The 25,980-nt window shown below is 70.7% G+C and carries 19 protein-coding genes; 11 read left to right on the plus strand and 8 right to left on the minus strand.

Annotation, left to right across the window (positions count from 1 at the left end):
- Positions 1–167 precede the first annotated feature (167 nt).
- Genes NQZ70_RS33035 through NQZ70_RS33045 form a run of 3 tightly spaced genes read left to right on the plus strand, consistent with a single transcriptional unit; the run spans position 168 to position 3,984 of the window.
- Complete coding sequence (locus NQZ70_RS33035) at positions 168–482, plus strand: hypothetical protein (protein WP_129577793.1); 315 nt, start codon at positions 168–170, stop codon at positions 480–482.
- Complete coding sequence (locus tag NQZ70_RS33040) at positions 479–1,831, plus strand: hypothetical protein (RefSeq protein ID WP_129577794.1); 1,353 nt, start codon at positions 479–481, stop codon at positions 1,829–1,831. The genes NQZ70_RS33035 and NQZ70_RS33040 overlap by 4 nt, the downstream gene beginning before the upstream one ends.
- Entirely contained in the window at positions 1,828–3,984 is a 2,157-nt protein-coding gene (locus NQZ70_RS33045) for a hypothetical protein (protein ID WP_129577795.1), read from the plus strand. The genes NQZ70_RS33040 and NQZ70_RS33045 overlap by 4 nt, the downstream gene beginning before the upstream one ends.
- Before the next feature lie 56 nt (positions 3,985–4,040).
- Here NQZ70_RS33045 and NQZ70_RS33050 read toward each other — a convergent pair whose 3' ends face one another.
- Positions 4,041–5,372, minus strand: coding sequence for a sigma-70 family RNA polymerase sigma factor (locus NQZ70_RS33050; RefSeq protein WP_129577796.1), 1,332 nt, complete (start codon positions 5,370–5,372; stop codon positions 4,041–4,043).
- A 670-nt stretch (positions 5,373–6,042) separates the two neighbouring features.
- Between NQZ70_RS33050 and NQZ70_RS33055 the strand changes: the two genes are divergently transcribed.
- The 5 genes from NQZ70_RS33055 (at position 6,043) to NQZ70_RS33075 (ending at position 13,189) form a co-directional block, all read left to right on the plus strand.
- Entirely contained in the window at positions 6,043–6,555 is a 513-nt protein-coding gene (locus tag NQZ70_RS33055) for a hotdog fold domain-containing protein (RefSeq protein WP_129577797.1), read from the plus strand.
- A 313-nt stretch (positions 6,556–6,868) separates the two neighbouring features.
- Positions 6,869–8,341, plus strand: coding sequence for a VWA domain-containing protein (locus tag NQZ70_RS33060; protein ID WP_129577798.1), 1,473 nt, complete (start codon positions 6,869–6,871; stop codon positions 8,339–8,341).
- A 14-nt stretch (positions 8,342–8,355) separates the two neighbouring features.
- Entirely contained in the window at positions 8,356–10,029 is a 1,674-nt protein-coding gene (locus NQZ70_RS33065) for a glycoside hydrolase family 1 protein (protein WP_129577799.1), read from the plus strand.
- Positions 10,030–10,919: 890 nt separating this feature from the next.
- Positions 10,920–11,612 (plus strand): hypothetical protein, encoded by a 693-nt coding sequence (locus tag NQZ70_RS33070; RefSeq protein ID WP_129577800.1) that lies wholly within the window; start codon positions 10,920–10,922, stop codon positions 11,610–11,612.
- 221 nt (positions 11,613–11,833) lie between these two features.
- Complete coding sequence (locus NQZ70_RS33075) at positions 11,834–13,189, plus strand: putative sensor domain DACNV-containing protein (protein ID WP_165374293.1); 1,356 nt, start codon at positions 11,834–11,836, stop codon at positions 13,187–13,189.
- A gap of 538 nt (positions 13,190–13,727) precedes the next feature.
- Here NQZ70_RS33075 and tnpC read toward each other — a convergent pair.
- The 6 genes from tnpC to NQZ70_RS33105 form a co-directional block, all read right to left on the minus strand.
- On the minus strand, positions 13,728–15,323 hold the full coding sequence (gene tnpC / locus NQZ70_RS33080) for an IS66 family transposase (protein WP_237245644.1): 1,596 nt from the start codon (positions 15,321–15,323) through the stop codon (positions 13,728–13,730).
- Between the two features lie 126 nt (positions 15,324–15,449).
- Complete coding sequence (gene tnpB / locus NQZ70_RS33085; protein ID WP_129572538.1) at positions 15,450–15,821, minus strand: IS66 family insertion sequence element accessory protein TnpB; 372 nt, start codon at positions 15,819–15,821, stop codon at positions 15,450–15,452.
- The gene (tnpA, locus tag NQZ70_RS33090; RefSeq protein ID WP_129572539.1) at positions 15,818–16,159 is read right to left on the minus strand and encodes an IS66 family insertion sequence element accessory protein TnpA; all 342 of its coding nucleotides are present in this window, start codon (positions 16,157–16,159) and stop codon (positions 15,818–15,820) included. Before tnpA ends, tnpB begins: the two co-directional genes overlap by 4 nt.
- A 255-nt stretch (positions 16,160–16,414) precedes the next feature.
- Positions 16,415–17,956, minus strand: a complete 1,542-nt coding sequence (locus NQZ70_RS33095; protein WP_129577802.1) for a hypothetical protein — start codon at positions 17,954–17,956, stop codon at positions 16,415–16,417.
- A 38-nt stretch (positions 17,957–17,994) separates the two neighbouring features.
- Positions 17,995–19,626, minus strand: coding sequence for a hypothetical protein (locus NQZ70_RS33100; RefSeq protein WP_408022403.1), 1,632 nt, complete (start codon positions 19,624–19,626; stop codon positions 17,995–17,997).
- Between the two features lie 20 nt (positions 19,627–19,646).
- Entirely contained in the window at positions 19,647–20,747 is a 1,101-nt protein-coding gene (locus NQZ70_RS33105) for a PEGA domain-containing protein (RefSeq protein WP_237244256.1), read from the minus strand.
- Positions 20,748–20,990: 243 nt separating this feature from the next.
- Between NQZ70_RS33105 and NQZ70_RS33110 the strand changes: the two genes are divergently transcribed.
- The 3 genes from NQZ70_RS33110 (at position 20,991) to NQZ70_RS33120 (ending at position 24,454) form a co-directional block, all read left to right on the plus strand.
- The gene (locus NQZ70_RS33110; RefSeq protein ID WP_129577804.1) at positions 20,991–22,073 is read left to right on the plus strand and encodes an RNA polymerase sigma factor; all 1,083 of its coding nucleotides are present in this window, start codon (positions 20,991–20,993) and stop codon (positions 22,071–22,073) included.
- A 199-nt stretch (positions 22,074–22,272) separates the two neighbouring features.
- Complete coding sequence (locus tag NQZ70_RS33115; protein ID WP_129577805.1) at positions 22,273–22,968, plus strand: hypothetical protein; 696 nt, start codon at positions 22,273–22,275, stop codon at positions 22,966–22,968.
- Between the two features lie 124 nt (positions 22,969–23,092).
- Positions 23,093–24,454 carry a CotH kinase family protein gene (locus NQZ70_RS33120; RefSeq protein WP_129577806.1) on the plus strand — a complete coding sequence of 454 codons (1,362 nt, stop codon included), beginning with the start codon at positions 23,093–23,095 and terminating at the stop codon, positions 24,452–24,454.
- 79 nt (positions 24,455–24,533) lie between these two features.
- Here NQZ70_RS33120 and NQZ70_RS33125 read toward each other — a convergent pair whose 3' ends face one another.
- On the minus strand, positions 24,534–25,850 hold the full coding sequence (locus tag NQZ70_RS33125; RefSeq protein WP_129577807.1) for a DUF5690 family protein: 1,317 nt from the start codon (positions 25,848–25,850) through the stop codon (positions 24,534–24,536).
- Between the last annotated feature and the right edge of the window lie 130 nt (positions 25,851–25,980).

Below are 25,980 nucleotides of genomic sequence, written 5' to 3' on the forward strand. Positions count from 1 at the left end.
GCGGAAGGTTCCCGCGCGCCGCGCGGAGCGGGTATGCTCGAGACAGCGCGAGGGGACGGCGCCGAGCCCCCGGAAGCGCCCGCGCTCCATCCGGCGCGGCGCGCACGCCGGGAGCCGGCGCCCCGCGCCCCGGAGCGCCGCCCCCGCCGCTCGCAGGAGAGAGCGCCATGACCAGCACCGTTGACAAGAGCGACGTGTTCCTCATCCCGATGCCCGGCAAGCGCGTGGCGCGCGTCCCCGTCGCGGTCCTGGAGCGCTACGTCGACGGCGGGACGCGCGTCGTGCACGACCCCGGCGAGCCGGAGGACGACGTGACCGCCCACGGGATGTCCGTCGATCCCGCGACGGGCGCGAGCGTCTGGCACACCGAATGGGAGCTCGGCCCCTGCGACTACACGGACGAGAGCGGCTTCCCGCAAAGCGCCTACGCCTGGCACCGCCACCCGCTCGGGACCGAGTACACCGAGATCTACCAGACGTGACCGCCCCCCGACCGGCCGCGCCCCGCTCCTCCCCGCGCGCGCCCCGCTCCTCCCCGCGCCGCGCGCGCCGCGGTCGCCGACCGGGAGCGCCGCTCCTCGCGGCCGGCGCCTTCGCGCTCGCCCTCTCCGCCGCCTGCATCGAGCGCGGCTACCCGCTCGCCGGGAGCGGGCGGGTCGAGCTCCGCGCCGACGTCGCCGGGCCGCTGTTCGCGGCCGACACGCTCGACGCGGCGGGCCGGCCGGTGCTGCCCCGCCAGAGCCCATGGCGCACCGAGGTCTCGCTCAAGCTCACCGAGGCGAACGAGCCGGCGTACGGCGCCTACGTCGAGGTCCGCGTGACCCCGAGCGAGGCGCTCGCGCTGCGCCCGGCGGAGAGCGCCGAGGGCGACGGGGCCTCGTGCGGCGTGAAGGACGGCGCGTTCCGCTGCACCGCCGGCACGCAGGGCTACGCCCGCTTCACCGCCGCCTCCGAGGGCGACTGGTCCGGCGAGGCGCGCCTCGTCGTCGCCTGGGCCGACCGCACCGAGGAGCTCCCGATCACGGTGCTCCCCGCGGGCTTGCCGGAGGACGCCACAAACTTCGCGCTCATCGCCGGAGGCCTCGGGGAGAGCGACCGGGTGCTCGCGACGTACGTGCCCCTCACGTGCACGATCGGGCCCCTGCCGGACGACCTCGGCGCCACCTGGCGGCCGGGCGCGATCCGGTCGCGCGAGGCGCGCGTCCGCGCGTCGCCCCCCCAGAACGCGCCGGGCGTGGTGGAGCACGCCCCGGTGATCATCGAGTCGCTGCACAGCGAGGCCGCCCTCTCGCTCGCCCCCGATTGCCGCGAGCGGACCACGCGCCTTCGCGTGCTGCTGGGCGCGACCGGGGAAAGCCCGCCGTTCACCCTGTGCTTCAGCGACCTCGGCGGGGAGGTGAGGCTCGCCGTGAGCTCGGGGCAGAAGGCGCTCGAGCCGAGCCCCTCCCTCACCGTCGACCCCGAGCCGCGCCTGCTCCGCGTGCGCGCCCTCCGGAGCGTCGTGACCGCGGGGACCCCGGGCGATCTCTTCGAGGTGAGCGCCTACAACGCCGAGCGCGTGCGCATCGCCGTCCCCGTCGACCTCGACGTGGGCGACGACCGGGTGATCGCGCTCGGCGAGGCGTCCGTGACCCTGCGCGGCGAGGACAGCGAGGCGACGATCATCCAGGGCGTCGCCGTGGCGCCGGGGACGACGGCGCTCCGGGTCACGCCCCGCCTGCTCGCGAGCCCGGAGTGCTCCTCCGAGCCCATCACCGTGGTCGCGCCGGAGCCCGCCGTGGTCGCGCCGGAGCCCGAGCCCGAGCCGGGAGACGAGGAGGGCTCGCCGTGAGCGCGCGCAGGCCCGCGATGCTCCTGTCGGCCGCCGCGCTCGCGCTCGCGCTGGCGGCGCCCGCCGCCGCGCCGGCGCAGGACGAGCCCGAGGCGGACGCCGGCGAGGCCGAGGACGGCGCGCCCGCGGCGGGGCCGGCCTCGGCGCGGAGCGCTCCCTCCGCGCCGCCCATGGCCGTCCCCGCCGACTTCGGCGGCAGCCTCCAGGTCGTCCGCGCCCCGGCGGGCGCGGTCGGCGCCGCGACCGCGTCGGCGGGCGGGCCGGAGATCTTCCCGGACGCGCGCCGCGTCTGGATGACCGTCCGCGACACAGATCCGGTCCCGATCGAGGCCGCGCGCCGCGGCGGCCGCTGGCTGTGCAGCGGCGGCGGCTGCGCGGCGCAGACCGGCGACCCCGGGCAGAGCCCCGTCGGCGACCAGATCCTGCGCTCGATCAAGCTCCAGACCCCGACGCTGCCCCTCCCGCTCACGGTCTGGGGACGGCTCAGCGAGGACGGCCAGCGCCTGCTCGACTTCGATCCGGTGCTCCTCGGCCGCCGCTCGTACCGGCACGTGTGCGCCTACCGGCCGGTCGCCGATCCCGCGAGGTCCCCCTCGGGCGCGCCGGCCGCGCCGCCGCCCGAGCGCGTCGACGCGTGCCGCGACGGCCGGCCCGAGCCGCCGCCCGCCGACGCGGGCGAGCTCACGCTGGGCATGCAGTGGCCGAAGCAGTCGGAGATGGCCGACTTCCACTACCTCGCCATCGTCGACAGCTGCGGCAACGCTCGGGTGCAGCCGTTCCAGCGCACGTTCACGGTGCCGGTCCTCGAGGTCGCCTCCGGCGCCTGCGGGCGCCCCGACGGCAAGGTGCTCCGCGTGTTCCCGGGCGGCGGCTGGCTCCGCGTCACCGCCTTCAACCTGCACGCGCCCGCGGCGGGCAACGTGGTCAACGCGACGTACCGGGTCACGATCCCGCCGCTCGAGAACCTTGTCGAGTCGAACCCCGCGCGGCTGCTCTTCCCCGATCCGCTCGCCGACGACCTGAAGGTCGACTGCGGCCCCACGCCGATCGCGCCCCCCCGCGCCGAACCCGGGAGCGCCCCGCCGCCGGGGAGCCCCCGCCCGCCCGGGCCTCGCCCGCCCGCCGCCGCCCCGCCCGCGGGCCCGGCTGCGCCGCAAACCGCGGCGCAGGCCCCCTCCCCGGCGCCGCCGCGCGCCGCCCTGCCGCGGCGGGCGCCCGCCGTGGATCCGTCGCGCCCCGGGCCGCAGCCGCTCGCGCACGGCGCGGTCGTCATCTCGCCGTCGCCGCTCCGGCTGGGCAACTGCCGGATCCGGCTGACGGGCCAGACCAAGCACCGGCTCGTGGCGCCGCTCGCGCTGCACGTCTCGCTGACGCGCACCGACCAGATGCGGGGCGGCGCGCCGATCGAGCTCCTCCAGGACGGCACGTGGATCGTTACGCCGAGCAGCGCGGAGTTCCCGCTCCCGCCGCTCACCGACGATTTCGACGGGGACGCGCGGCTCCGGCTGGCCGTCTACAGCGATCCGCTGAGCCCGCAGGGCAAGGTGGTGCTCCTCTCCGACGCCGGCCGCGTCGCGAGCTCGCTCCGCTCGAACGAGCCCGGCGATCCGGAGCGCGCCCGGCGGCTCGTGGGCTCGGTGGCGATCCACTCGGTCCCGCTGTGCGGCGAGGACAACTTCGAGACGCTCGAGGCGGCGGGGAGCTGCTTCCGCGCCTACCTGACCGTCCCGGCGATGCTCGCGACCCTCCAGATCACCCGCGCGCCGTGGGTCGAGAAGCCCCTCGTCACGCGGAGCGTGCTCAGCGCGGTCGGCGTGGCGCTCGCGATCGACCGCTACGATCCGGTGGAGCGCCGGGCCTTCCCGGTCGCGGCGCAGCTCGGCGGCTTCGTGCAGACGCTCGGCGAGGGTCGGGTCGGGTTGCTCGGCTACGTGGGCGTCGCGCCGACGGTCCCGATCCTCGGCTCGGGCGGCAACACCACGTCGTTCGGCTTCCTGGCGGGGATCGGGCTGGAGTACATCACGAACGAGGCCGGGCCCGACGAAGGGCTCAAGCCGGCCGCGTTCGTCTCCGCGGTCGTGCAGGTGGGCCAGGCCGCCCCGCAGGTCTCCACGAGCGGCCGCGCGAGCTTCGGCACGTATGCGGGCGACTGAGCCGCCGCGGCGCCGCTCCGGCGCGCCCCCGGCGGCCGCGCGCCCCGGCCACGCGCTCACGGATCGGGCATGGAGTCGTCCAGCTCGTCGAGCAGGCGCCGGTCCATCGCGGGCTCGAGCCGGGCCTCGTCGAGCAGGGCGCGCGCCTCCGGGAAGCGCCTCGCGAGCACGAGCGCCCGGATCCAGAGCACCTTCCGCTCCACCCCGAAGGCGCTCTGCGGCACCTCGCGCTCGTAGCGCTCGAGCGCCGCGAGCGCCCGGTCGGGCTCGCGCTGCTGCAGCGCCGCGCTGCACGCCTCGAACAGGTCGATGTCCCGGCTGCCGCCGGGCGCCCCGATCTCGAGCGCGGGCGCTTCGGGCGCGACCGGCGCCGGCGCGCGCTCCTCCCGGCCGGGCGCTCGCCGCTCGACCGGGGCGCGCCTCGACGGCGGCGCCACGGGCTCCGGGTCCGGCGGCGAAACCGCCGCGGGCGGCGCCGGCTCCGCGGCCGGCGGCGCCGGCTCCGCGGCCGGCGGCGGGGGCACCGCGTTGATGATCGCCGGCGCGAGGTGCCTCGCCGTCGTCGTCGTCGGCGGCGGCGGCGGGTCCGAGGCCTGGAGCGCCAGCCAGAGCGCCCCCGCGGCCGCCATGGCCGCGACGGGCGCGGCGACCACGGTGCCCGCGTTCACGGTCGCCAGCAGCTGCTGGACGAGGCTCACGCCCCCCTTGAGCCAGGCCGCGGCGTCGTTCAGCGCCTTGCCGACGCCGGCGGCGGCCTTCCCGACGTTGCCCTCCTTGAGCGCCCGCGCCGACTCGTGCACGCCGCGGAGGATCGACAGCCGCACGTCGTCGGGCACGCGCGGCGCGAGCCGGGCGGTGGCGAAGAGCGCCGCCAGATCCAGGGGCAGCACGAAGCGCGGGCCCTCTTTCTTCCGCTCCTCGCGCCGGCGCTTCGCGACGACATCGTGGAACATGGCCAGGGCGCGCGCGCGCCACTTGTACGCCGTGGACAGCGGGATGCCGCGCTGCTGCGCGAGATCCGCCATCGGGATGCCGTCGAGGTCGTGCGCGACGAGGATCGAGTGCGCGTCCACGTCGAGGTGATGCAGGAGCTCGAGCACCATGAGGCGCTCCTGGTCCGAGATCATCAGCTCGTCCGGGGTCTTGGACTGGTCGACGAGGATCGGGAACTCCTCCTCGGGCACCAGCTCCTCGTAGCGGTGCTGGGCCCGCTCCCGGTAGTGCGCGGCGGTGTGCACCGCGATCCGGTTCAGCCAGCGCTCCGGCCGGGAGATCTCGGGCTTGTAGTTGTCGAAGCTCAGGTACGCGGAGAGCAGGACGTCCTGCGCGAGGTCTCCGCGGTCGCGCAAAGGAACGCCCAGGCGCGTCAGCCAGCGCCAGATGAGCATGAATGTCTTTTCGCGGAAGAGCAGCTCGAAGGCCCGCTCTTTCTCGGGTGGACCACCTTGGCCCGGGCGGCGAGGTCGCGTCATACACAAGAAAAATTCCGGGCGCAGATGGGCCGTTGCCGCCCGCCGCGGGCCGCGAGCGGCGGGCGCACGGGCCTGTCGGCCGCTCTCCGGCGCCTGGGAAGCTCAAGATCGCGCGGAATCCTCGCGCCGGCTGCGCGCCGAGGCGCCGCGTGGTCCATCCGAATTTTGAATAGTTTTTGTAGTACAATTCTCGCGGAGAATTGCTCTCTCCTGCCCGATTCAGCGGTCCGAAGGGGGCCTTTGGGACGTGAGCGTCGACCCGCGAGCGCCGCCGGATCGCCTTGTGGCCGCCGTCCGGAGCGGGCGCGGCGGACGGCCACGGCCGCTCGGTCGCTCGCTCGAGCGCGGCACTGCCCACCACGCTCGCGGCGGCGTCGCCGCGGCGCGGGGCTGCTCGTGGCGTGATTACGGGGCGCCGGCGCTGTTCGTGGCGCCGAGTGCGCCGCTCTCGTGGCCCCTTTGCGCGGTTCGTGGCGTGTCGCACGGGTTGTCGCCGAGCTCCGCGGCGGGAGCGCCGGGGAGCAACATTCCGGGTGCGTGCGCGGGCGACTTGAGGCACTCTGCCGCTGCCACGCGGGTCCAGCGCATGAACCTCTCCGACTTCTCTCTCGCATCCATCACGGCGATCTCGCGCCGCAACACCATCCGCGACCTCTGGGACAAGCTGCACCTCCTGCCCGGGGGCAAGCGCCTGTTCAGCCGGCTCATCGGCGCGATGGCGCCGTACACGGGGACGATCCGGGCCCACGTCGAGGTCCTCGAGCGCGGCCGCGCCGAGGTGTGGATGCGCGACCTGCCCGGGCTGCGCAACCACCTCCGCTCGGTGCACGCCGTCGCGCTCGTCAACCTCGCCGAGCTCACCGCGAACACGGCGCTGGCCTACGCGCTGCCCGACGACGCCCGGTTCATCGTCGCGGGCCTCTCGATCGAGTACCTGAAGAAGGCCCGCGGCACGATCCGCGCCGTCTGCGAGTGCCCTGTCCCGGACACGAGCGAACGCAGGGAGTACCAGATCCCCGTGAGCCTGCTCGACGCGACGGGGGCCGAGGTCGCCCGCGCCGTCCTCCGCAGCCTCGTGGGCCCGAAGAAGCAGCCGTGAGCCGGCAGCAGCCCTGAGCCGACAGCAGCCCTGAGCCGGCAGCAGCCCAGCGCTCCACAGCACCCCTGTGCTCCGGAGCAGCCCCGATTCGGGCGCTCGCCTCTGCGCCAGAGCACCCCTGTGCTCCAAAGCACGCTGGCCTCGAGCCGTCTGTACTTCAGAGCTCTCCTGCGCGCTGAACGAGCCCTGAATCGCGGGGTTCCACGCACCTCGCCGGAAGACGTCTCACCCCGCACCACATTGGGCCAGAATCCCGACGAGGGTCGGATCGATGCGCTCGACAAGGACCGGTCAGGGTGTTTGGATTCTGCTCATGGAGAACCGCTCAACGATGGTGGCGCTCGCCGCGACAGGGATCTGCGTGATCTTCGCGGCGTGCGGTGGGGCCGATGGCTCGGTCTCCGGCGGCGGGACCGGGGGCGCGTCGACGGGGGACGGCGCAGGCTCGGGGACGAGCTCTGAGAACGGCTCGGGGCCGAGCTCGTCGACCGGTTACGGCACCGACGAGCCGGGAGGGATCAACGGCGCGAGCAGCAGCGGCGCGGGCGAGGGCGCCGGCGGCGACGCCTCGTGCGCGGGCGAGACGAGCACCGCGGAGCTCGTGCCGCTCGACCTCTACATCATGCTCGACGCGTCGGGGTCGATGGACGAGCCGCTCAGCAGGGGCGTCACCAAGTGGGACGCCGTGACCGACGCGCTCGAGGCCTTCTTCACCGACGAGCAGTCGGTGGGGCTCGGCGTCGGGCTCCAGTACTTCCCGCTGCCGGACGACGACGTACCCTCGAGCTGCTCGAACAACGCGGAGTGCGGCGACAACGGGCCGTGCGCGCTCCGGGTCTGTCACGACGCGTTCTCCACCTCCACGCAGACCCAGGTCTGCGTCACCGACGCGGACTGCGCCGCGGGCGACACGTGCGTGGACCTCGGGGTCTGCTCCCGGAGAAACCGGCTGTGCGCGGACGTTGGCGCGGCCTGCGAGGGCAACGGGGGCACGTGCATGAAGGTCACCCGGAGCCAGTGCGCGAACCCGGACTCGTGCGTCGTCGAGGACTACGCGACGCCCGCCGTGCCCATCACGCCGCTCGACGCAACGTCGGCCGAGGTGCTCATCCGGTCGATCGGCCGGAAGGATCCGGTCGGGGGCACGCCCACCGCCGGCGCCCTGTCCGGCGCGCTCGCGCAGGCCCGCGCCCACGCCGAGCAGAACCCGACCCACCGGGTCGTCGCCGTCCTCGCCACCGACGGCATGCCCACCGAGTGCAGCCCGAAGGACGCCGACGGCCTGGCGGGGCTCGCGGCCGGGGCGCTGAACGGCACGCCGAGCATCTCCACCTTCGTGATCGGCGTCTTCGATGGCGACGACGACGGCGCCCAGGCCACGCTGGACCGCATCGCCGTGGGCGGCGGGACCGAGTCGGCCTTCTTCATCGACACGAGCTCGGACGTGACGCAGGCCTTCCTCGACGCGCTCACCGCGATCCGCGGCAAGAGCCTGGCGTGCGAGTACCAGGTCCCGGCGCCGTCCTCCGGGCAGACGCTCGACTACGACACGCTCAACGTCCAGCACACGCCGACGGACGGCGGCGCCCCGACGACCATCTTCTACGTGGCCGAAGAGGCGCGCTGCGACGCGGCCGCCGGCGGCTGGTACTACGACGTCGACCCCGCGACCGGCGGCTCGCCGACGAAGATCGTGATGTGCCCCGCGACCTGCACCCGGTTCCAGGCGGGCGGGCAGGTCCAGCTCAACGTCGGCTGCAAGACCGAGATCCCGCCGGTCAACTGAGCCCCGTCCTCGCCATGCACGCCCGCGGCACGCGCGCTCGCGACGCCCGCCGCGCCCGCGGCCTCTCCGCCCTCGCCGCGCTGGCGCTCGCCGCCGCGGCCTGCTCGTCCGAGGAGGCCGTGGCGCCGGCGCCGCCGCCGCTGCCCGACATCGCGTACGCCGGCCCCGGGCCGCTCGCCGGCGCGCCCGGCGCGGGCAGCTTCCGCCTGGGCGCCGCCAGCGCCGCGACCCAGATCGAGGACCGGAACCCGACCACCGACTGGTACGTGTTCACGCTGCCCAGGGCCGAGGGCGGCCTGGGCCGGGGCGCCGAGTTCGTGGGCGACGCCTCGCGCGGCTTCTCGAAGGCGATCGAGGACGTCGCGCTGCTCCAGGAGATGGGGCTCGACTCGTACCGGTTCAGCGTGGAGTGGGCCCGGGTCGAGCCGCAGCGGGACGTCATCGACGAGGAGGCGCTCGCCCATTACGACCGGCTCCTCGACGCGCTCGTGGCCGCGGGGATCCGCCCCGTGATCACGCTGCACCACTTCTCGAACCCGGTCTGGGTCGACGATCCGCGGCGCACGGACTGCGCGGGCGGGCCGGGCGACGACAACCTCTGCGGCCTCGGGCACCCCGAGGGCGGGCCGCTCGTGATCGAGGAGATGGCCGAGCACGCGGCCCTGCTCGCCGCGCGCTTCGGCGACCGGGTGGACGACTGGGGCACGCTGAACGAGCCGTTCAACTACCTGCTCGCCGCCTACGGCGTGGGCGTGTTTCCCCCGGGGAAGGCGGCCCTGCTCGGCGACCTGCTCGGCGAGTTCGTCCCGGTGCTGCGCGACTATTTGCTCGCGCACGCGGCGGCGTACCGGGCGCTCAAGGAGGCGGACGTCGTCGACGCCGACCGGGACGGCAGCGCGGCGGACGTGGGGCTGTCGCTCTCGGTCGGCGAGTGGGTCCCGGCGCGGAGCCACCGGGTGAGCGACGATCCCGAGGACGTCGCGGCGCGCGACCGCATGGCGTATGTCTACAACCACCTCGTGGTCGACGCCGTCGTGAGCGGCAGGCTGGACAGCGATCTCGACGGCGCGCCCGATCTGGAGCTGCCTGGCCTGCGGGGCACGCTCGACTGGCTCGGGGTCCAGTACTACTTCCGCGCTGGCGTGACGGGCGACGGCGGCCTCGTGCCGGTGCTGAACCTCACGCCGTGCGTGAACGGGCTCGATTTCGGCGCGTGCGTGCCGCCGGTCGACCCGACGTTCTGCGTGCCGGCAATGCGCTACGAGCACCACGCACCCGGCCTCTACGGCGCGCTCACGGACCTCGGCGCGCGCTATCCCGGCCTGCCGCTCGTGGTCACCGAGTCGGGGATCGCGACGCGCGTGGGCGAGCGGCGGGCCGAGGTCGTGGTGCGGGCCCTCGAGCAGATCGAGCGCGCGCGCGGCGAGGGCGTCGACGTGCGGGGCTATTACCACTGGAGCCTCTACGACAACTTCGAGTGGGCCGAGGGGTTCGCGCCGAGGTTCGGGCTCTACACGGTCGACTACGGGTCTTACGAGCGCACGGCGACCGAGGGCGCGGAGGTCCTGGGCGAGATCGCGCGGGGGCGAGCGCTCACGGGGGCGCTGCGGGCGGCGTACGGTGGCGAGGGGGCGATGACGCCGGAGCCGGAGGCGGAGGGGTTCGAGGGGTGCGGCGGGACCTGGTGACGGGTCGGCCAGGGCGGGGTGAGCGAGAGGCCTTGTGGCATAGTCAGTCTGGGAGCGGCGGCCTAGGGATGGAATCACACAGTCATTCACTGGCCGTCAATCTCCGGACATGCGCCGACAACTCGCCGACATCGTGGCCTATCGTCGGGGAATACGGAGACAGGCCGCGGAAAGATTCGGCCCATCCGCCTGAACACGAAGTTGGGCCGCAGCGGCGTACGATCCGCATGCTGGGCCGAATAGGCCGTTAGCTCCAATTGATTACGAGATTAAACAGAGTGCGAGTTCCGGAGCCCCACGAACACGCCTACCCTAAGATACAGAGAGAGAGAGAGAGAGAGAGAGAGAGAGAGAGAGAGAGAGAGAGAGAGAGAGAGAGAGAGAGAGAGAGTTGCCCCGCATCGTCAGTTCGCCTATACTTAGAAAAATGCGGCAACCCGTGATCGGCAGCGTCATCGCCAAGCTCACAGACCCTACCGGGGTCGGTCTCCGAGTACGGACTGCAAGTGAACTCGTGCGCCGTCCTGGGACACTACCCCCGGAAGAGGAGCTACCCATGTTCATCAAGGGGCTCATGGCGGGCGTAGAAGCTGCCCGCAGGACCGAGCACTTCCGACTTTTGGATGAGTCGCGCACGAAGAAGCTGATGGTCTTTTCGGACTTCTCCGCAAGGGCGTCCGGTCGCTGGGCAACCTCCGTGCTATTATTTACCTCCGAGAAGGCTGCCACAAAGTTCACGAAGACCATTCGGAAATTTCGTAAAATCACGGCTTGCAGGACGGACGGCGATTTGAGTACAAGTCCCTCCGCGCCACAGGGAAGCGCCCCAGCCGTAGGGCGACTCGAAAAGACCCAACGGGCTCGACCGAATGAATTACAATGGTGAGTATATGAATCCGGCGCTCAGAGGCGTCGCCGAACACATGAAGAATCTGGGGCTGGGAGCTCTGACCCACGCACTTCGGCTCTCGCTCTACTCCACGCCCGAGAACCCATCGTGGGGAGATCTGTCAGTGCTGCATGCGGCGCATGCGGCAGAGATCCTGATTAAGTCTCGGCTCGCAGCAGAGCATCCGCTCCTGATTTTTACTCAGATCCCCAAGTCAACGCAGACGGCTGGCGCGTTGCTCGACTTCGAAGATCTATTTGAGAGAGGGCAAACGCTCGACTTCCAAGATCTCCCGGAACGTCTGTGGGCTGCGACGGGCATTCGGCTGTCGCGCGTCGACGTATTTGTCAAATTTGGGAAGCTCAGGAACGCCATTCAGCACTTCGCGCCGCCGACGGTAAACCCATCTGCCCGTACGCTTGAGTTCGTGTTCCATGTCCTAGATCCCTTCATCTTCGAGACGTGGGGATTGTACGCCATCGATTTCAACGAAGAATTCGGCGATCATTACGAGCACATATTCGATTCTCTGGTCAGAAATAACATCCGACCGTTAATCTCTCCTGACGCAGCAAGAGCTTGGTCAAGCCTCGACTATAAGCCGGGAAAGGATGCGCCCGCCGGATATGCAAATTGGTTCAAGTCGAGCATGAAAGCTGCCCTCGAGATCAAAACGAAGAACCATGGATCCTGATGACTTCTTGAATCCGTGGAGGAGCATTGCCCCTTCGTTTGATAGGCAGGGCGCCGTGCAGCCGTGGGGCTGTGCCCAGCCCGGCATGCCGAGGCCTGCCCGTCCCGCTCAACAGGCGGCTGGTGCTGACCGTGCGCCGAGCCTCGCTGCGCTCATCATAGCGCCCCGCAGCACCTCCGCAAGTCGTTAGGCCAGCGAAGTCGGCCGCATAGCAACACCACGTGCTGCTCTTGGAGCAATGGATGGCGAAGCACATTTATCCACGGGACTTGTACGCGATCCTCCGGCGCCGGTGGAACGGTGATCCGGTGACCGACGGTTGGCCGCGGGTGGACCTGCCGGCGAAGGCAGTCCTGGATGAACTCCTGGATGTCTGCTATCACGCGAGCCTCATGACGGAGGAGGGCCGCCCGATCATCTTCCGTGTCGCGTTCATTTCCGGCAGCACGCCCGTGTACCCACCGCGGGAGGAGCCCGTTGCGCTTGAGCCGATCATGCGGTACGCGCTCGGCCAGCCGGTCCCGTTCACCGTGGCGGAATTGCGGCGGCTCGCGCCAGTCGCAGACCCTCGGCGAGTTCTGATTGCGGTGGAGCAGATCGGGGAAGGCGCTAGCCGGAGCCTCAGAATCTACGGCCTGATCGACCTCGGCATGTCTCTCTGGGAGATGGCGCGGCATGAGCGGATCGGCGGCACCGCCTCCCCGGATGCCCTCGTCGTAGCGTCCACCCGGCCCGGCGAACTGAGCATCTCCCGGGGCGATCACCCGATCATCCGCCTCCGTGGCGGCGACGTCGTCAGCCCGACCCGAAGCGTCCTGTTCCGCGGACCTGTTGCGCGGTTCTTTCTCAACGCGTCGGATGAGCTCATCCGGGAAGCGTGCGAGCGCTCTGGAGTGAATCAGGACCCAGAAAAGGATGACTCCCTGAGCTTCTCCCACCTGTGGTTCATCGAGTCCATCCTTCTGCACACTGCCGAGCTGAAGCACGGTGGTGCGTTGCTCTTCGTCCAGGATGCCGTCGCGGACAACGACTCGCGCCTCCAGGAAGCTGTCTCGATCAAGTACAGGCTGCCGAGCACCCGGCCGCGCGATGCGCTGCTGGCTGCGATGGCGGTGAGGCTGGAGCACAACGACCTTGATGAGCGGCTGCACGAACGCCGCATGGTGGAGCAGGAGCATCTCGAAAACCTTGAGGCGCTGGCCTGGCATCAACGCGACCTCGAGGATTCCTCGCGCGATGCCGCGCGATTCATCGGCTCGCTGACCGCCGTCGACGGTGCGGTCGTCCTGACCGACAAACTCAGGATTATCGGGTTCGGTGGGGAGGTGCGGGTCAGCAGGCCGGGCACGTCCACGATCCACATCGCAGAGGACGAGGAAGGGGACAAGAGCACCGCCGCGCCGTTTACCGGCTACGGCACGCGCCACCGCTCGGCGTTTCGCTTCGTCGAGCACATGGCGCCGTCGGTCGCCTTTATCCTGTCCCAGGACGGGGGTATCAAGGCCGCGACGATGGTGGGCGACCGGGTAGTGATGTGGCCGTATTTCGAGGTCGGCTACACGACGGCGCTCTCGTGAACCGGTCACGTTCGGCTCTGGTCGCACGCCCTGAACCGGAGCTGTGGGGGCGTGAAGAGTCTCGTGTGCTGCCTCCGATGATATATCCTGTAAGCTGGGTGCGACGAGTCCGACGCCCGGAGACACCGCGGCCGTGGCGCTTGCGTTCCGCTCGCGTGTCGCGGCGCCTACGCATCATGAACGTCTAAAGAGTATCCGTGCTGTAGACCCCATTCTCGCGGGGTGCGGGCAGGCGCCGTAGATTCGCGGTGCGATGCGAGAGCGAGAGCGGCCTACGGAAAAGCGTGGCGGTGACCGGCAGCGAGCGGAAGGCCCGATGGCCCCCGGCGCCGCGGCCAGCGTGGTCGTCCGCCGGCGCACGACGAAGCCGAGAGCGGCCGATGCTGCTCCGGAGCCGGCGTTGCCGAGAAGGTGCCGGACGCCACGCGCCGACAGGGCGAGCGTCGTCGACGAGGTCGCGCCAGCACGCCCAGGCCGGCGAGCAGCACGCCCGGCGGCCGGCAAGGAGGCGGCGGTGGCCGACGAGGGGGAGCCGCGATCAGCTGGGCGTCGCAGCCGGCGCGCGGGGCCACGGACTGGCCGCGAGCCGCTGCCGAGCATCGGCGTGCTCGAGGGTCTGCTTCCAGGACTTGGGAGCGAGCTCAATGAAACGCTCGGGCGGCCAAGTGGGCAGCAGGATGAGCACGTCGCGCAAGTAAGCCCAGGGCTCGATGCCGTGCAGCGCACAGGAGGCGATGAGCGAGACGATGGTGGCGTTCCACTCGGCGCCGTCGTTGCTGCCGACGAAAATCCAGTTCTTTCTGCCGACGGCCTCTCTGCGAAGCTCGAGCTCGCTCCGGTTGTTGTCCAGACGGAGCCGACCATCGTCGAGGAAGCGGGTGAGCGCGGCCCACTGGTTGAGCGCGTAGCCGACGGCGATGGCGATGGGGCTCTTCGGCAGCACGAGCAGGTCCTGCGCCTGCAGCCACCCGCGGAACGCATCGAGCACGGGCTCGGCGGCCTTCCGACGCTGCTCCGTTCGACGGCTCGGAGGCTGTTCCTTGGTCGCCTTGTCGATGGTGTAGAGCTGGTGAATGAAGCCGATGGCCGTCGTCGCCCGCTCCCGGTCGGAGCTCATCGCCTCGAAGAAGTGCCTGCGGCAATGAGCCCAGCAACCGACCTCGGTCACCTGCTCGGTGCGGAAGAGCAAATCGTACACATTCGATGCGTCCGCCTGGACATAGCCCTTGTAGCCGCGCAGGAACGCTTTGGGACCACCCTGATTGTGGTGCGGCGTGAAGCGGAACAGGACGTGATCTCGGTCCGCCACCAGGACCCAGAAGTGGCCCCGCCGGCACTTGTCCTTCGCCTGAACGAGCACGCCCGTGGCATCGATGGCGATGCAATGCGCGCTCAGGGCGTCGTCGGCCATGGCCGCGACGATGAGCTTGAGCTTGTCGGCGCACGAGGCGACCCAGCCGCACAGCGTCGAGCGCGAGAGGTGAAGGCCCCACCGCTCGAACATCTTCTCCAGCCGGTGAAGCGGCAGGTGGTCGGCGTACTTGCTCACGAGCACGTGGGCGAGCAAGCCCGGGCCGGCGAGACAGCGTGGGATAGGGCTGTCGGGAACGTCTGCGATGGTGATGCCTTGCTCGGGCTCGCCCTTGACCGCGAACTTCGGCCTGACGATCTGCAGCCGTACGAAGCTCGCGGGCCGCCACTCCAGCGTCTCCGACACCTCCTCGCCGATGCGGACAAGTGCGGTTGCGCGCTCATCCTGCACCTCCGGCGGCAACAGCTCGATGCGCTCGACCGGCAGATGCTCGGGCAGCTTTTGCCGTCCGTGCGGGCGGACGATGCGCCCCTTGTCGCCGCCTCCGGATGAGCCGCTTGGTGCTGCGCCACCGCCCTGCGGCGAGCTGGCTGGGCCCGCGTCGGGCGGCGCACCTGCGCCCGCGAGCATCTGTAGGATCGCGTCGAAGGCGAGCTGCATCTGCCCGGGGTCGACGTGCTCGGCCTTCTGGCCGAAGATGTGTCGGCGAAGCCGCTCCAGCTCGATACTGGCGAGCTCGTAGAGCTTACGGTACTCGTCCCGCTCGTGGGCGGCGCGCGCGAGCTTGTCCTTCAGCTCGTGGATCTGCTCTTCGACCGACATGCTCACGACGCGGTGATACCTTGTGGATCGCCGCTTTTTGAAGGGGTTGTTGCAGGAAAATGATGGGCTCTGGCGGGAATGCGGCGATGGGCGCTGCGCGTGAGAGCGCGAGGCTGTCGTGTCCGATCAGGGGGCCGGAGGCGATGAAGCCGCGGCGAGGCGAACCTCTCGCCGCAGCTTCGAAGGTGGAAGGGCGATGCCTTCGAGGATCTTCGCCAGCTCCGCCGCGTCGATGACGACGCTCGTGGCTCCCGGCGTGACCGCACGCGGAGCGCGAAACGTCCCGCGCTCCAGCCTTTTGTAGAGAAGGCAGTATCCGCTGCGGTCCCACCACAGGGCCTTCACACGGTCGGCTGCCCGGTTGAAAAAGAGGAACAACGCTCCGGAGAGCGGGTCCTGCCGCAGCACCTCGCGCACGACGGCAGCAAGACCATCGAAGGACCGGCGCAAGTCGAGCGGCTCGGTGGCCACGTAGATTGCGACGCGGCCCGGGATCATCGTGCCCCCCCGAGCGCACGAACAACGCGTGCCAGCGTGTCCTCGTCAAACGACGGCGGGACTCGGATGACCGCACCATCCGGAAAGACGATCTCCAGCGCCGCGCTCGACGAGGGCGTCCTGGCTCCTGCCGGGGCGACGACCACGGGCAGCAGCGCGGGCAGCGCCGCCTTCTCCGAGCGCTGCCGGTACTCGCTCCGCTTCATGCCCAGCCGGCGGCTCCAGGAGTACAGCGTGCCGGCGTTGACCCCCTCCTGCTCCGCGAACACGCGGGCGGAGTGCCCGCTCTTGTGCCAGCGCGCCACGCGGTCGCGCCAGGTGCGTGTGCTCTCGTCCATCGACACCTCCAGCGCCGGTTTCTAAGCGGCGCAGAGGCTCGAAGACAGGATGGGGTCCGCAGAACGCGTACTCTAAAGACGTCTGCTCATCTGTGGGGTCGCACGGGTATGGCGCCGGGCCCAACAGCCCGGCGCAGCGGACGGCACCTCGCACCGGTGGCCCGCAGCGTCGACGGGACTCCCAACCCGTCCCATGGTCCCCACGACCGCGCCTGACCGGATCGCCGCTCGGCGGGCACGTGAGGAGTGCGACGTCTATTCAGGGAAACGAAGCGTCTCGACGGCGATCCCGTCCTCCCCCGTGACCATGGCGCCAGACCAATCCCAGCTGGTGCCGCCCTTGCCCGGAGGGCCCAGCTCGTAGGTGACGCCCTCGAGCGTGAGCTGGTCCTCGTCCAGGTAGGCGATGCCGATCGAGTCGCCACCGCGCCCAGGGCCGCCGTAGCCGCCTTCGCCTCCGATGCCTCCTTCGCCCCCGCCACACGACCAAGTCCCGTCACCGACGGCGCCCCCCGGTGCGCCTCGGCCGCCATAGCCGCCTCGTTCCGGCGGTCCCCCATCGCCCCCTGGCCCGGCGTCGAGCGTCGTTATCACGCTGTCCCGGACCGTTACCTTCGCGTGAAGCGCGACGATGCCGATGGTCGGATAGCCGTTACCGCCTCCTCGACCGCCTCGACCACCGCAGCCGCCCGCGCCTCCGGAGCCACCACCGGCACCTCCCTTGGACGCCGCGCCGCACGCGGCGAGCCCTCCCCGACGACCGCCGCCGCCCCCTCCTCCTTGGCCCGGCATGCCCCTGCTGCCGTCGCCTGCCTTGTCGCCCCCCCACCCTGTCTCGTTGATGTGGCCGATGCCATCGCCGGCCACGCCGACCGTCCCTTGAGCCCCAGAGCGTCCAGGGGACCCGCTATGACAGCCGGTGTTGTCGCGGTCTGCGTGACCGCCGAGCCCTGCGTTCGTGGGGTTCGGCATCGGGACGGGCGCACCGGCGCCGCCGTCCTTAGCGCTGTCCGGGAGGCCATCACCGCCTTTGCCGCCGCTGCTAGGAATTCCGTCATCACACGAGCGCCTCACCTCCGCACCGCCGGAGACCGTGGCCGCAGAGCACGCGTCGCCACCGTACAGCCCATCTGGCCCGATCGCCGCACGGTTCGGATAGGGCCACTCCTCGCCGTCGCGGCCTCCCCAGCCGTAGGATGTGTTGATCTCGTTTCGAATAATCTCGACCACGGTGTCGGACTGGACGAGCATCGAGATCGGGCCGTCCGCCCGCAGGCGGATGTCGACGATCTTCGATACCCCGTCGGCGGCCCCCTTATCGTCTGCGCTCGCCGGCTCGACGGTCAAGAGCGGAACGGAACCGTCCATCGTGTCGAGCGTAGAAACCTTATTATCGTAGTCACGGCTCCAGAGCCAACAGTTGAAACCTCCGAGAAGATCGACGCCGGAGGGCAACCGCACGATGCCTCCGAAGCCGTCGCTGCAGATGAACACGCGCCCTCGTCCCTTGCGCGCGAGGTCCACGGCATGCTGAACCGAGAACACGGGCTTTGCCTTGGTGCCGGGGTTCGCGTCGTCGCCCCCGCCTGCGAGCCCGGCGACGAAGACGCCGCAACCATCGTCGAGCACGTCTTTGGCCAGATGCTCTAGGCAGACCGACTCCGACGGCGCTTCATCGAGACAGGAGGTGCCGTCGCAAGGCGCTCCGCCATCGTCGTTCACGGCGGGCGCAGTTCCACAGCCGATCGTCCACGGCCATGACAGAAGACAGAAGACAGCGGCGGTGGTCTTTCGCATGAGAGCCTCCTCGAGGCTGCCGCCCGGTTCAGAGCCGTTCACTGGGGCGGCTCCGGGTCTGGCGCATCGAACCGATACCAAAATCGCGCCAGTCCCACAGCTCCCTTGCCCTCATCATCGTCATCCGGAGCTGCATTGCCTGCGAGGCCACCCTGGCCGGGGTGTCCGGGCAAGACAGTCGCATCGAACCCAAGCGCCACAGAGGCGCCCACGGAGGCGATGCCGAAGGACGCACCTCCGAGACCGCCGCCGGCATCTCCTCCGCGGCCGCCCCTGCCGCCCGCACCGCCATCACATGCGTGCCATGTGATGGCAGTGCCAGTGAAGCCCTGCCCCCCATTGCCACCGAATCGACCGTAGCCGCCCGATTGGCCCGTGCCGCCGACGCCCCCCCGCCCGCCGTTCGCTGCCGTCACCCGAGCGTCCTCGACGGTCAGAACAGCCCCCTGCAAGGCGACAATACCAATGCTCGCGCCGCCATAACCGCCCCCCTTACCTCCGTCGCCGCCGCAGCCGCCACTCCCTCCCGAGCCGCCAGCTGCTCCGCTATCAGGTCGGCCTGTCGGACACGCGGTCATTGGGCCATGCGACTTGCTGCCGCCCCCACCACCCCCTCCTTGACCGACGCCCCCCTTCCTTCCGTCCTCGCCCCGGACACCGATCCAACCGTCGACGGTGAGGTAACCCACGCCGGCCGCTCCGGCAGCACGACCGCCGTCAGCACCTTTCGCGCCGTCTTCCCCGCTCTCGCACCTCGCGCTGTCGGCTCCGACCCCTCCAAGGCCTTCATTGCCCGGATTCGATGCAGGGATCGGCTGTCCTGAAGCACCATCGCCGCCCCTCTCGGGCCCGCCATCGCCGCCGTATCCGCCAACCGATTCGGTACCATCGTCGCACGCCGTCACGGCTGGCCGAGCACCGACCGTGAAGTCCGCCGTGCAGGCCGATGCGCCATGGTTCCCCTCCTCGCCATCCGTCGCCCGCTCCTGAGGCGCATCGTCCCCGGGCTCGCCGTCCTTGCCATTGCTCGCGATGACCTCGCTCGACACCACCTTTGCCTTGGCTCCCGGGCTGAGGATCATCGCGATCGACGACTTCCCATCGACCGCGGACGCATCCGCCGCCACGACGCGCACGCCGAGGATCGTCGATGTCTCCTCCTTCTCTCCCGTGATCACGCGCAGCGGGATCCCCACCGGAGGAGCGATGGTCGTCGGGTGATTCGGCCCGTCGAGCGACCACCCGTACGACCACTCACCGGCCTCACAACGAAGGCTGCCCCACAGGTCGACGCCCGAGGGCAGCGTGACCGCCTCCTCGAACTCCCCGCCGCATGCGTACACGCGTCGCGTCGGCGCCTCGCCCTTGCCTCGTCCGCTCGCGGCGAGCCCGATCGCGTGTTGCAACGTCTTCACCGGCGCGCGCTTCGTGCCACGGTTCTTGTCGTCGCCGCGCTCGCTGACGAACACCCCGCACTGGTCGAGCGCCGGCGCCGTGCCGGGCTCTCCCGCGCACGGGTCGGGGGGAAGTTCCGGACCGGGAGGACACGCCAGCTTTTCCCCGCAATCATCGGAATAGGACGTGCAAGCTGCCAGCGTGCTCGCTCCCCACACGCAGACCGCGACAGCGGCGACCGACGTCACAGCGCCTCGGCGTGCCAGCGCCCCCATCCCCCCGGCTCCCCGTGTGCTCACCACAGCCCCTCGATTCGCGCACCGATTTCGTTCCCGTTCGCCACGGGCGAGACATGGACCCGATCCCGACCCGGCGAGGATCCCAGGAAGGAGAGGTCCGTGAAGAAGGACGCCGCGGTCACCGCACCGACCACACCGCCGGCGATGACCATCGCCAGACCCGCGCGGCCGGACAGGTTGCGCGCGTCCTGCAGGCGCGCCAGCTCGCCGCACGGCGAGCTCTGAGGCGCTTGCCAGCACATCGACGAGCTCGACGACGGCTCGCTCAGGAGCAGGTCACGCCGGGCGCTCAGGTCGTTGTCGAGCCTGCCCGCACGAATCATGAGGACGGCGCCCACCGACACGCCCGCCGTCGCGGCCGTGATTCCCGCGATGCGCAACGTCCCCGGCCAGGACGCCCACGGGCTCGGGGCCCGCGGGCGCGCAGCGGGCGCAGCGCTCAAGGCCTTCGTCGTCGCCGCCGCTTCCTTGGCGCCGCTCACGGCCACGCGCGGCAGCTGCATCGCGATCTCGATCTCCGTGCCCGCGTCGGCGCTGACCACATGCAGCGCGTCTTCACGGCCAGGCGCGCGGGCCCGCACCATGTGGCGTCCGGGATCGAGGAACAGCTTGTAGGTCCGCGCGGTCCGACCGATGGCCTTGCCGTCGATGAACACCTCGGCATCGGGCGGATCGACGGACAGCAGGACTCGAATGAGGTAGAACGCCGCCTTCGCCTGTCCGGCTTCGAATCGTGTCCGAACGTCGTCCGTGAGCGCATGGCCCTGCTCGAGGCTCCACGTCAGGTGCTCCGCCGCATCACGGTACTTGCGGAGCGCGAGCTCACAGAGGCCGAGCTCGCCGGCGATCTCCGCGCGCTCCTGGCTTGCGCTGGGCACCGCCTCTGCAGCGTCGAAAGCCGCCTTGTAGGCGTCGTAGGCCTCGTTCAACTTTCCTGACTTGCGCGCTTTCCGAGCACGTCGACCAAGGTCCTTCACCGTCGATCCATCCGTGCTTGTCGGCGTCGGATGCCGTTCCTCCGCGTCGGCCGAGCTGGCCAAGCCCGTTGAAGCGCCAAACGCCAGAAGAATGGACAGCAGGTGCCCGCCGTAACGCATGTAGAGACGGTACTTACGCCGGGCGCGCTCCGTCAGTCAACCGAGACCCAATGCAGAAAGCAGCGCTATGGGCGAGAACTTTTGGACGGATAGCGGAAGGGATCCGATCGTCCCCGGGCGCTGGTCATCCTGTAGCCAACCAGGGTTCGGGACGGTGGCAGCGACACCTACATCATCTCACCAAAGTCATCTCGCCCATGCGTTTTGCTGACCCCGAGGGGTCGGCTCAGGCGTGCTACCGGTGTGGACAAGCCAGCGAGCCTCTCCAGCAGCTTCGAGCTGTTCCGGCGCATCGCACGGCGTCTGGGCGTCCCTGCGCGCCACGCCGAGGACGTCGCGCAAGACGCGCTGCTGCGCGGGCTCGAAGCGGACCGGCGGGTCGACCTGGGTGGGGCCCCGGCGGCCTACCGCGTCGCGATTGCCGCCAACCAAGCGCGCGACCACGTGCGCAGGGCGCGCCGTCGAGGAGAGGTCCTGACGTCGTTCGACCGGAGCGAAACGCGAGCCGAGCTCCCGGACCCCGAGGAGCTGCTCCGCGGGCGGCAGCGGCACGCGCGCGTGCGCACCCTGATCGACCGGGTGGACCCGAAGTACCGGCACCTCTTGATCAGGCACGACCTCGAGGAGATCCCTCTCGCCCAGATCGCCGCCGAGCTGGGCCTCACGACGGAGGCGGTGAAGACGCAACACCGCCGGGCGCTCGAGCGCTTGAAAGAGGAGAAGCACCGCTGGATCGCCGAGGAACGTGCGCGCGGGCGGGATGGGGATGCATGCGTGCCGCTCGCGTTCGGGTGGCGCCGTCGCGATTCGTGGCCGACCGCGCTGGGCCGCGGGATCCTGCGGATCATCGTTCAGGGGGTGCTCGTCGTCCTGACCGGCACGCTCGTCGCTGAGGTAGCGCCCGGCTTGGAGCCGTGGCTGTTGCCTGCAGCGATGCGTGCTCCGGGGACCGCGCCGATGGGGCAGGAGGGAGCCGCTCCCGCCCAAGAAGGCGGCACGAGCTCCATCACCGCGCCCGTCGCACCCGCCGGCCGCGAGGTCTCGCCGTCAACGTACCGCGCCGACGCGCGCGCTCATGCCGCCGTCGACCAGACGCCCGCGCCGCCGATCGCGACCGCTCCTCGTGCCTCAACCCCGGGAAGCGCCGCGCGCAGCACCGTCAGCGAGCGCGAGTGGAGCTTGATCCGCGACGCCCGGAGCGCGATGGACGCGCACAATGCCATCGCCGACCTCGAAGCGCGCCGGCTGCTCGAGGCCCACGCGCGGGAATTCCCGCGAGGCCGGCTCGCCCGCGAGCGTGAAGCGCTGCTCAGGCAGATCCGCTGACACATCGGCTGCGCCTCGACCGATTTCCGGCGCATCGAGACGGCGTCGCGCTGCCGGCATGACGTCGACGGGCATGTGGGGCAGGATGGCACTGCACCGCCCGAAGGCGTTTGGACGCGCGCCCCTCCTACCCTGTCCCCTCTTTCCGCGACAGCGTTCGGCGCGCGCTCGAGGGTCGACCGGCGCTAAAGTCGCGCTCATGACGTCCACCGTGACCCGCAACACGGGCTCCACCATCAAGTATGCCGTCATCACGGCGGTGCTCGTCGGCCTCTCGTTCCTCTGTTTCCGCGCGATGATCGGCCGCTCCGGTCCGCTGTGGCTGCTCTGTCTCGTCGGCGGCCTCGGGTTCGCGGTGTTCGCGTTCGGGGCGCTCCTCGTCGCCAGGGACCTGGCCGGCACCGCGACGTGCCCGCGCTGCCAGGCGACGCTCGCGGAGATCGAGCTCAACCACACCGAGGACCCGGCGTTCTGCGACAAGTGCCGGGCCGCGTACCTCGTCGACAAGCGCGTCCTCACCGTGCTCGCCGACGACTACGTCCACCCGAAGCCGGGCTTTCCGGTGCCTGTGACGAGCGAGACGATCCGCTGGCCGGAAGGCTGCTGCGTGTGCGCGAAGCCGGCGACTCGCGGCATCGAGGCGAAGGCGCACGACGGCCAGACCGGGACCAACGTCGCCGTCGCCGCGGCCGGGCTCGCGCTCGGGAGCATCGCGGTGCGCACCGGCGGCGGCACGAGCTACACGCTGCGCATCCCGCACTGCGCCGAGCACGACGACGGCGCGACGCTCGAGATCAAGAGCGGCAACGAGCCGCCGCTGCAGATCCGCTTTCGCTCGTACGCCTACCAGCGCCGCTTCCTCCAGCTGAACCCGAAGCCGGCGAAGGCCGCGTAGATCCGCTTCAACCCTTTTTACTGCGTGATCCCGAGGTGATCGTGAAATCCGAGGCAGCGGACGTGCTCGGTGTCCTCGGTTACGCACCCGCCGTGAAGCCGGTCAAAGGGCGCAGGAGCGACTGATGAAACCAACGTATCGAATCTCGCTCGCGCTGGCGCTCTCCACGCTGGGCGCGGGCTGCGGGGAGGAGGCTACCGAGAACGGCGGGCGGGTGGCGACGCTGCCATGCTATCCAGCGGACCCCGCGGTGGCCGACGGCGACCCGAGCGCGCTGTACGCGGCCAGCGACGTCCCGCGCTTCGACTTCCGGCTTCGCGACGACGTCTGGGCAGCGCTCCAGGCGAACGCGCTCGATGAGGAGTACGTCGAGGCGGAGGCCTGCTTCAGGGAGAGCGGCCTGGGCCCCGTGGGCCTGCGCTTCAAGGGCGGTTACGGCACCCTCGAGCTGTGCTTCGAGGAGCCGCAGCCGTTCCCCTGCCCGAAGCTCAGCATGAAGGTGAGGTTCGACGAGTACGTCGACGGCAAGCGCTTCTACCGGCAGAAGCGCCTGAACTTCCACGCCATGATTCACGACCGCACGAAGCTCCACGAGCGGCTCGGCTATGGTCTCTACAGGGACATGGGCGTGGTCGCCCCGAGGAGCGCGTGGGCCACGCTGCACGTGAACGGCGAGCCGCTGGGCCTCTTCGCGATGGTGGAGGACGTCGACGGCCGCTTCACGGAGAACGAGCTCTCCGAGGATCCGGACGGCAGCCTCTACGAGGCAGCCTGGCCGGTCTCGGTCGACCCCGAGTACTACGCCGAGAAGATCACGACGAACGAAGAAGAGGCCACGCACGACCGCTTCATCGCGTTCGCGGAGGACCTCGCGTCCGCCGAGGGCGCGGAGCGCCTCGCCGCCCTCTCGAGGTGGATGGATGTCCACGAGCTGCAGCGCTACATGGCCGTCGACGACGCCATCTTGAACTGGGACGGGGTCACGACCTTCTACGTCGGCGCGGACGGCTCCGCCGCAAACCACAACTACTTCGTCTACGAAGGGCCCTCGTCGGGCAAGTTCCGCGTCGTCCCGTGGGATCTCGACAACACCTTGAGCGTGGGGGGCTCGCGCTTCTTCGGCACGGTGCCGCACTGGACGGAGACGCCGGCCACATGCGACGAAGACGTCCCGGTCCAGGACGGCAAGGCCCGCGTGCGCGCGCCCGGCTGCGACGTGCTGTTCAGCGCCCTGAGCCAGGACCTCGAGGGCTACCGGAGCGCGGTCCGGGACCTGCTCGACGGCCCGTTCCGCGAAGGGCGCCTCGAGGAGCAGGTGGACCGCTACGCCGAGCTCATTCGCTCGTCCGTCGCGCAAGACGAGCACGGGCCCTCCCTGCTCACGTGGAAGGAGGACGTCGCGATCCTCAGGAGCGAGCTGTCGGAGCTGCGGAGCCGCATGGTGCGCCTCCTCGACGGCACGGCGGGCACGGAGCGCGGCGATTGAAGGGGCCGCCGCGCGGGCGGCGCGCCTCGGGTCTCGGCGCGGACCAGCATTGTGCCGTTCGGCGCCGCCCCGCGACCCCTCAGGCGTCGAGCGCCGGCCGCGGGGCCGCGGCCGGGGCGCGCGTGCGCAGCCAGAAGTACCCCGCCGACGCGGCGAAGAGCGCCGCGCAGAGGAACGCGGTCGCGTAGCTGAAGCCGAGGAAGAACTCGAGCCACGAGAGCTTCGCCTGGCCGAAGCTCTTGTAGAGCAGCAGCACCACGCTCCCGAGATACCCGAACGCGTCGGCCGCGGTGATCAGGAAGCCCGCCGTCGCCACCGAGCCCACCGCCGCGATGAGCCGGTCGAAGAGCACGCAGTTGTAGGGGACGTACCCCACGTAGAGCCCGAGCCCGACGCTGATCATCCAGCCCACGGGCCCGATGACGCCCGCCTGGTAGAGCGCCGTGCTCACCCCGGCGAGCAGCGCGCCGGCGAGCATGATGCCGTGCACCGCGAGCAGCGCCTTGCGGTTGCTCCGGATCCCCATCATCACCGCCACCGAGAGGAGCGCGCCCATGGCCACGGGGATCTCGGCCGTCGTCAGGATCGCCGGCTGATCGGCGTAGCCCAGGGCGTCCCAGATCTCGCGGGCGAAGTTGTCCCGGAAATCGCGGTACGCGGTGAGCACGATGTAGCCGAGGACCAGCGTCGCGAGCCCGCCCGCGTTCGCCAGCACGAACGCGCGCCGCGCGGCGCGATCCATCGGCGCGCGCCGGGTCCGGTGCGCCTCGTCGGTCGCCGTGGGCGGCGGGATCTGCGCGAGCATCCACACCGAGACGAGCAGCGGCGGGAAGAAGAGCGCCCCCGTCACCGCGGGCATCCAGACCTCCGGCACGCCCCAGCCGAGCGTGAGCTTGCCGACGGTCTTCACGAAGCCGCTGGCGACGATGAAGCTGGCGCACAGGCCGGCGCCGAGCAGGTCGCTCACGAGGCGGCCCTCGAGGAAGCCGAAGACGAGCCCCCAGACCATGCCGAGCGGCAGCCCGTTCAGCACGAGGAAGAGCGCCGCGTACGGGGCGGGGGCGAGCCCGAACAGGACGAGCGCGGCCTCGCTCACGCCGATGCACGCGAGGATCGCGAGGGCGCGCCGCTCGGGCCGCATCTCGGAGACGACCTTGATGCCGAGGAACTTCGAGGCGCAGTACCCGAGCACCTGCGCGATGATGTAGAGGCTCTTCAGATCGAGGTCCGGGAGCAGCGGCAGCGCGACCGCGCCCTTGAAGGTCCCGACCGCGAACGGCTTGCGGAAGGCGTACATGCAGAAGTAGGTCGCGAACGCGGCGAACACGGCGAAGGCCGTGAACACCGGGGCGGGCGCCCGTTCGAGCCATCTCGTCACGCTTCTCTGGGCCGGCATGGGAGCTCCGAGGAAGGCGCGAGGGTAGTCGCGGGTGCGTGTCACGCGCATGAATTTTCGGTGAGGCGAGCGGCCGGTTCCCTCCGGCCCGCGTCCGTGCGAGACATGGAGCCTGCGCCGTGACCCGCGG

It is taken from the genome of Sorangium sp. So ce836, from assembly GCF_028553905.1.
Classification (GTDB): Bacteria; Myxococcota_A; Polyangia; order Polyangiales; family Polyangiaceae; genus Sorangium; species Sorangium cellulosum_D.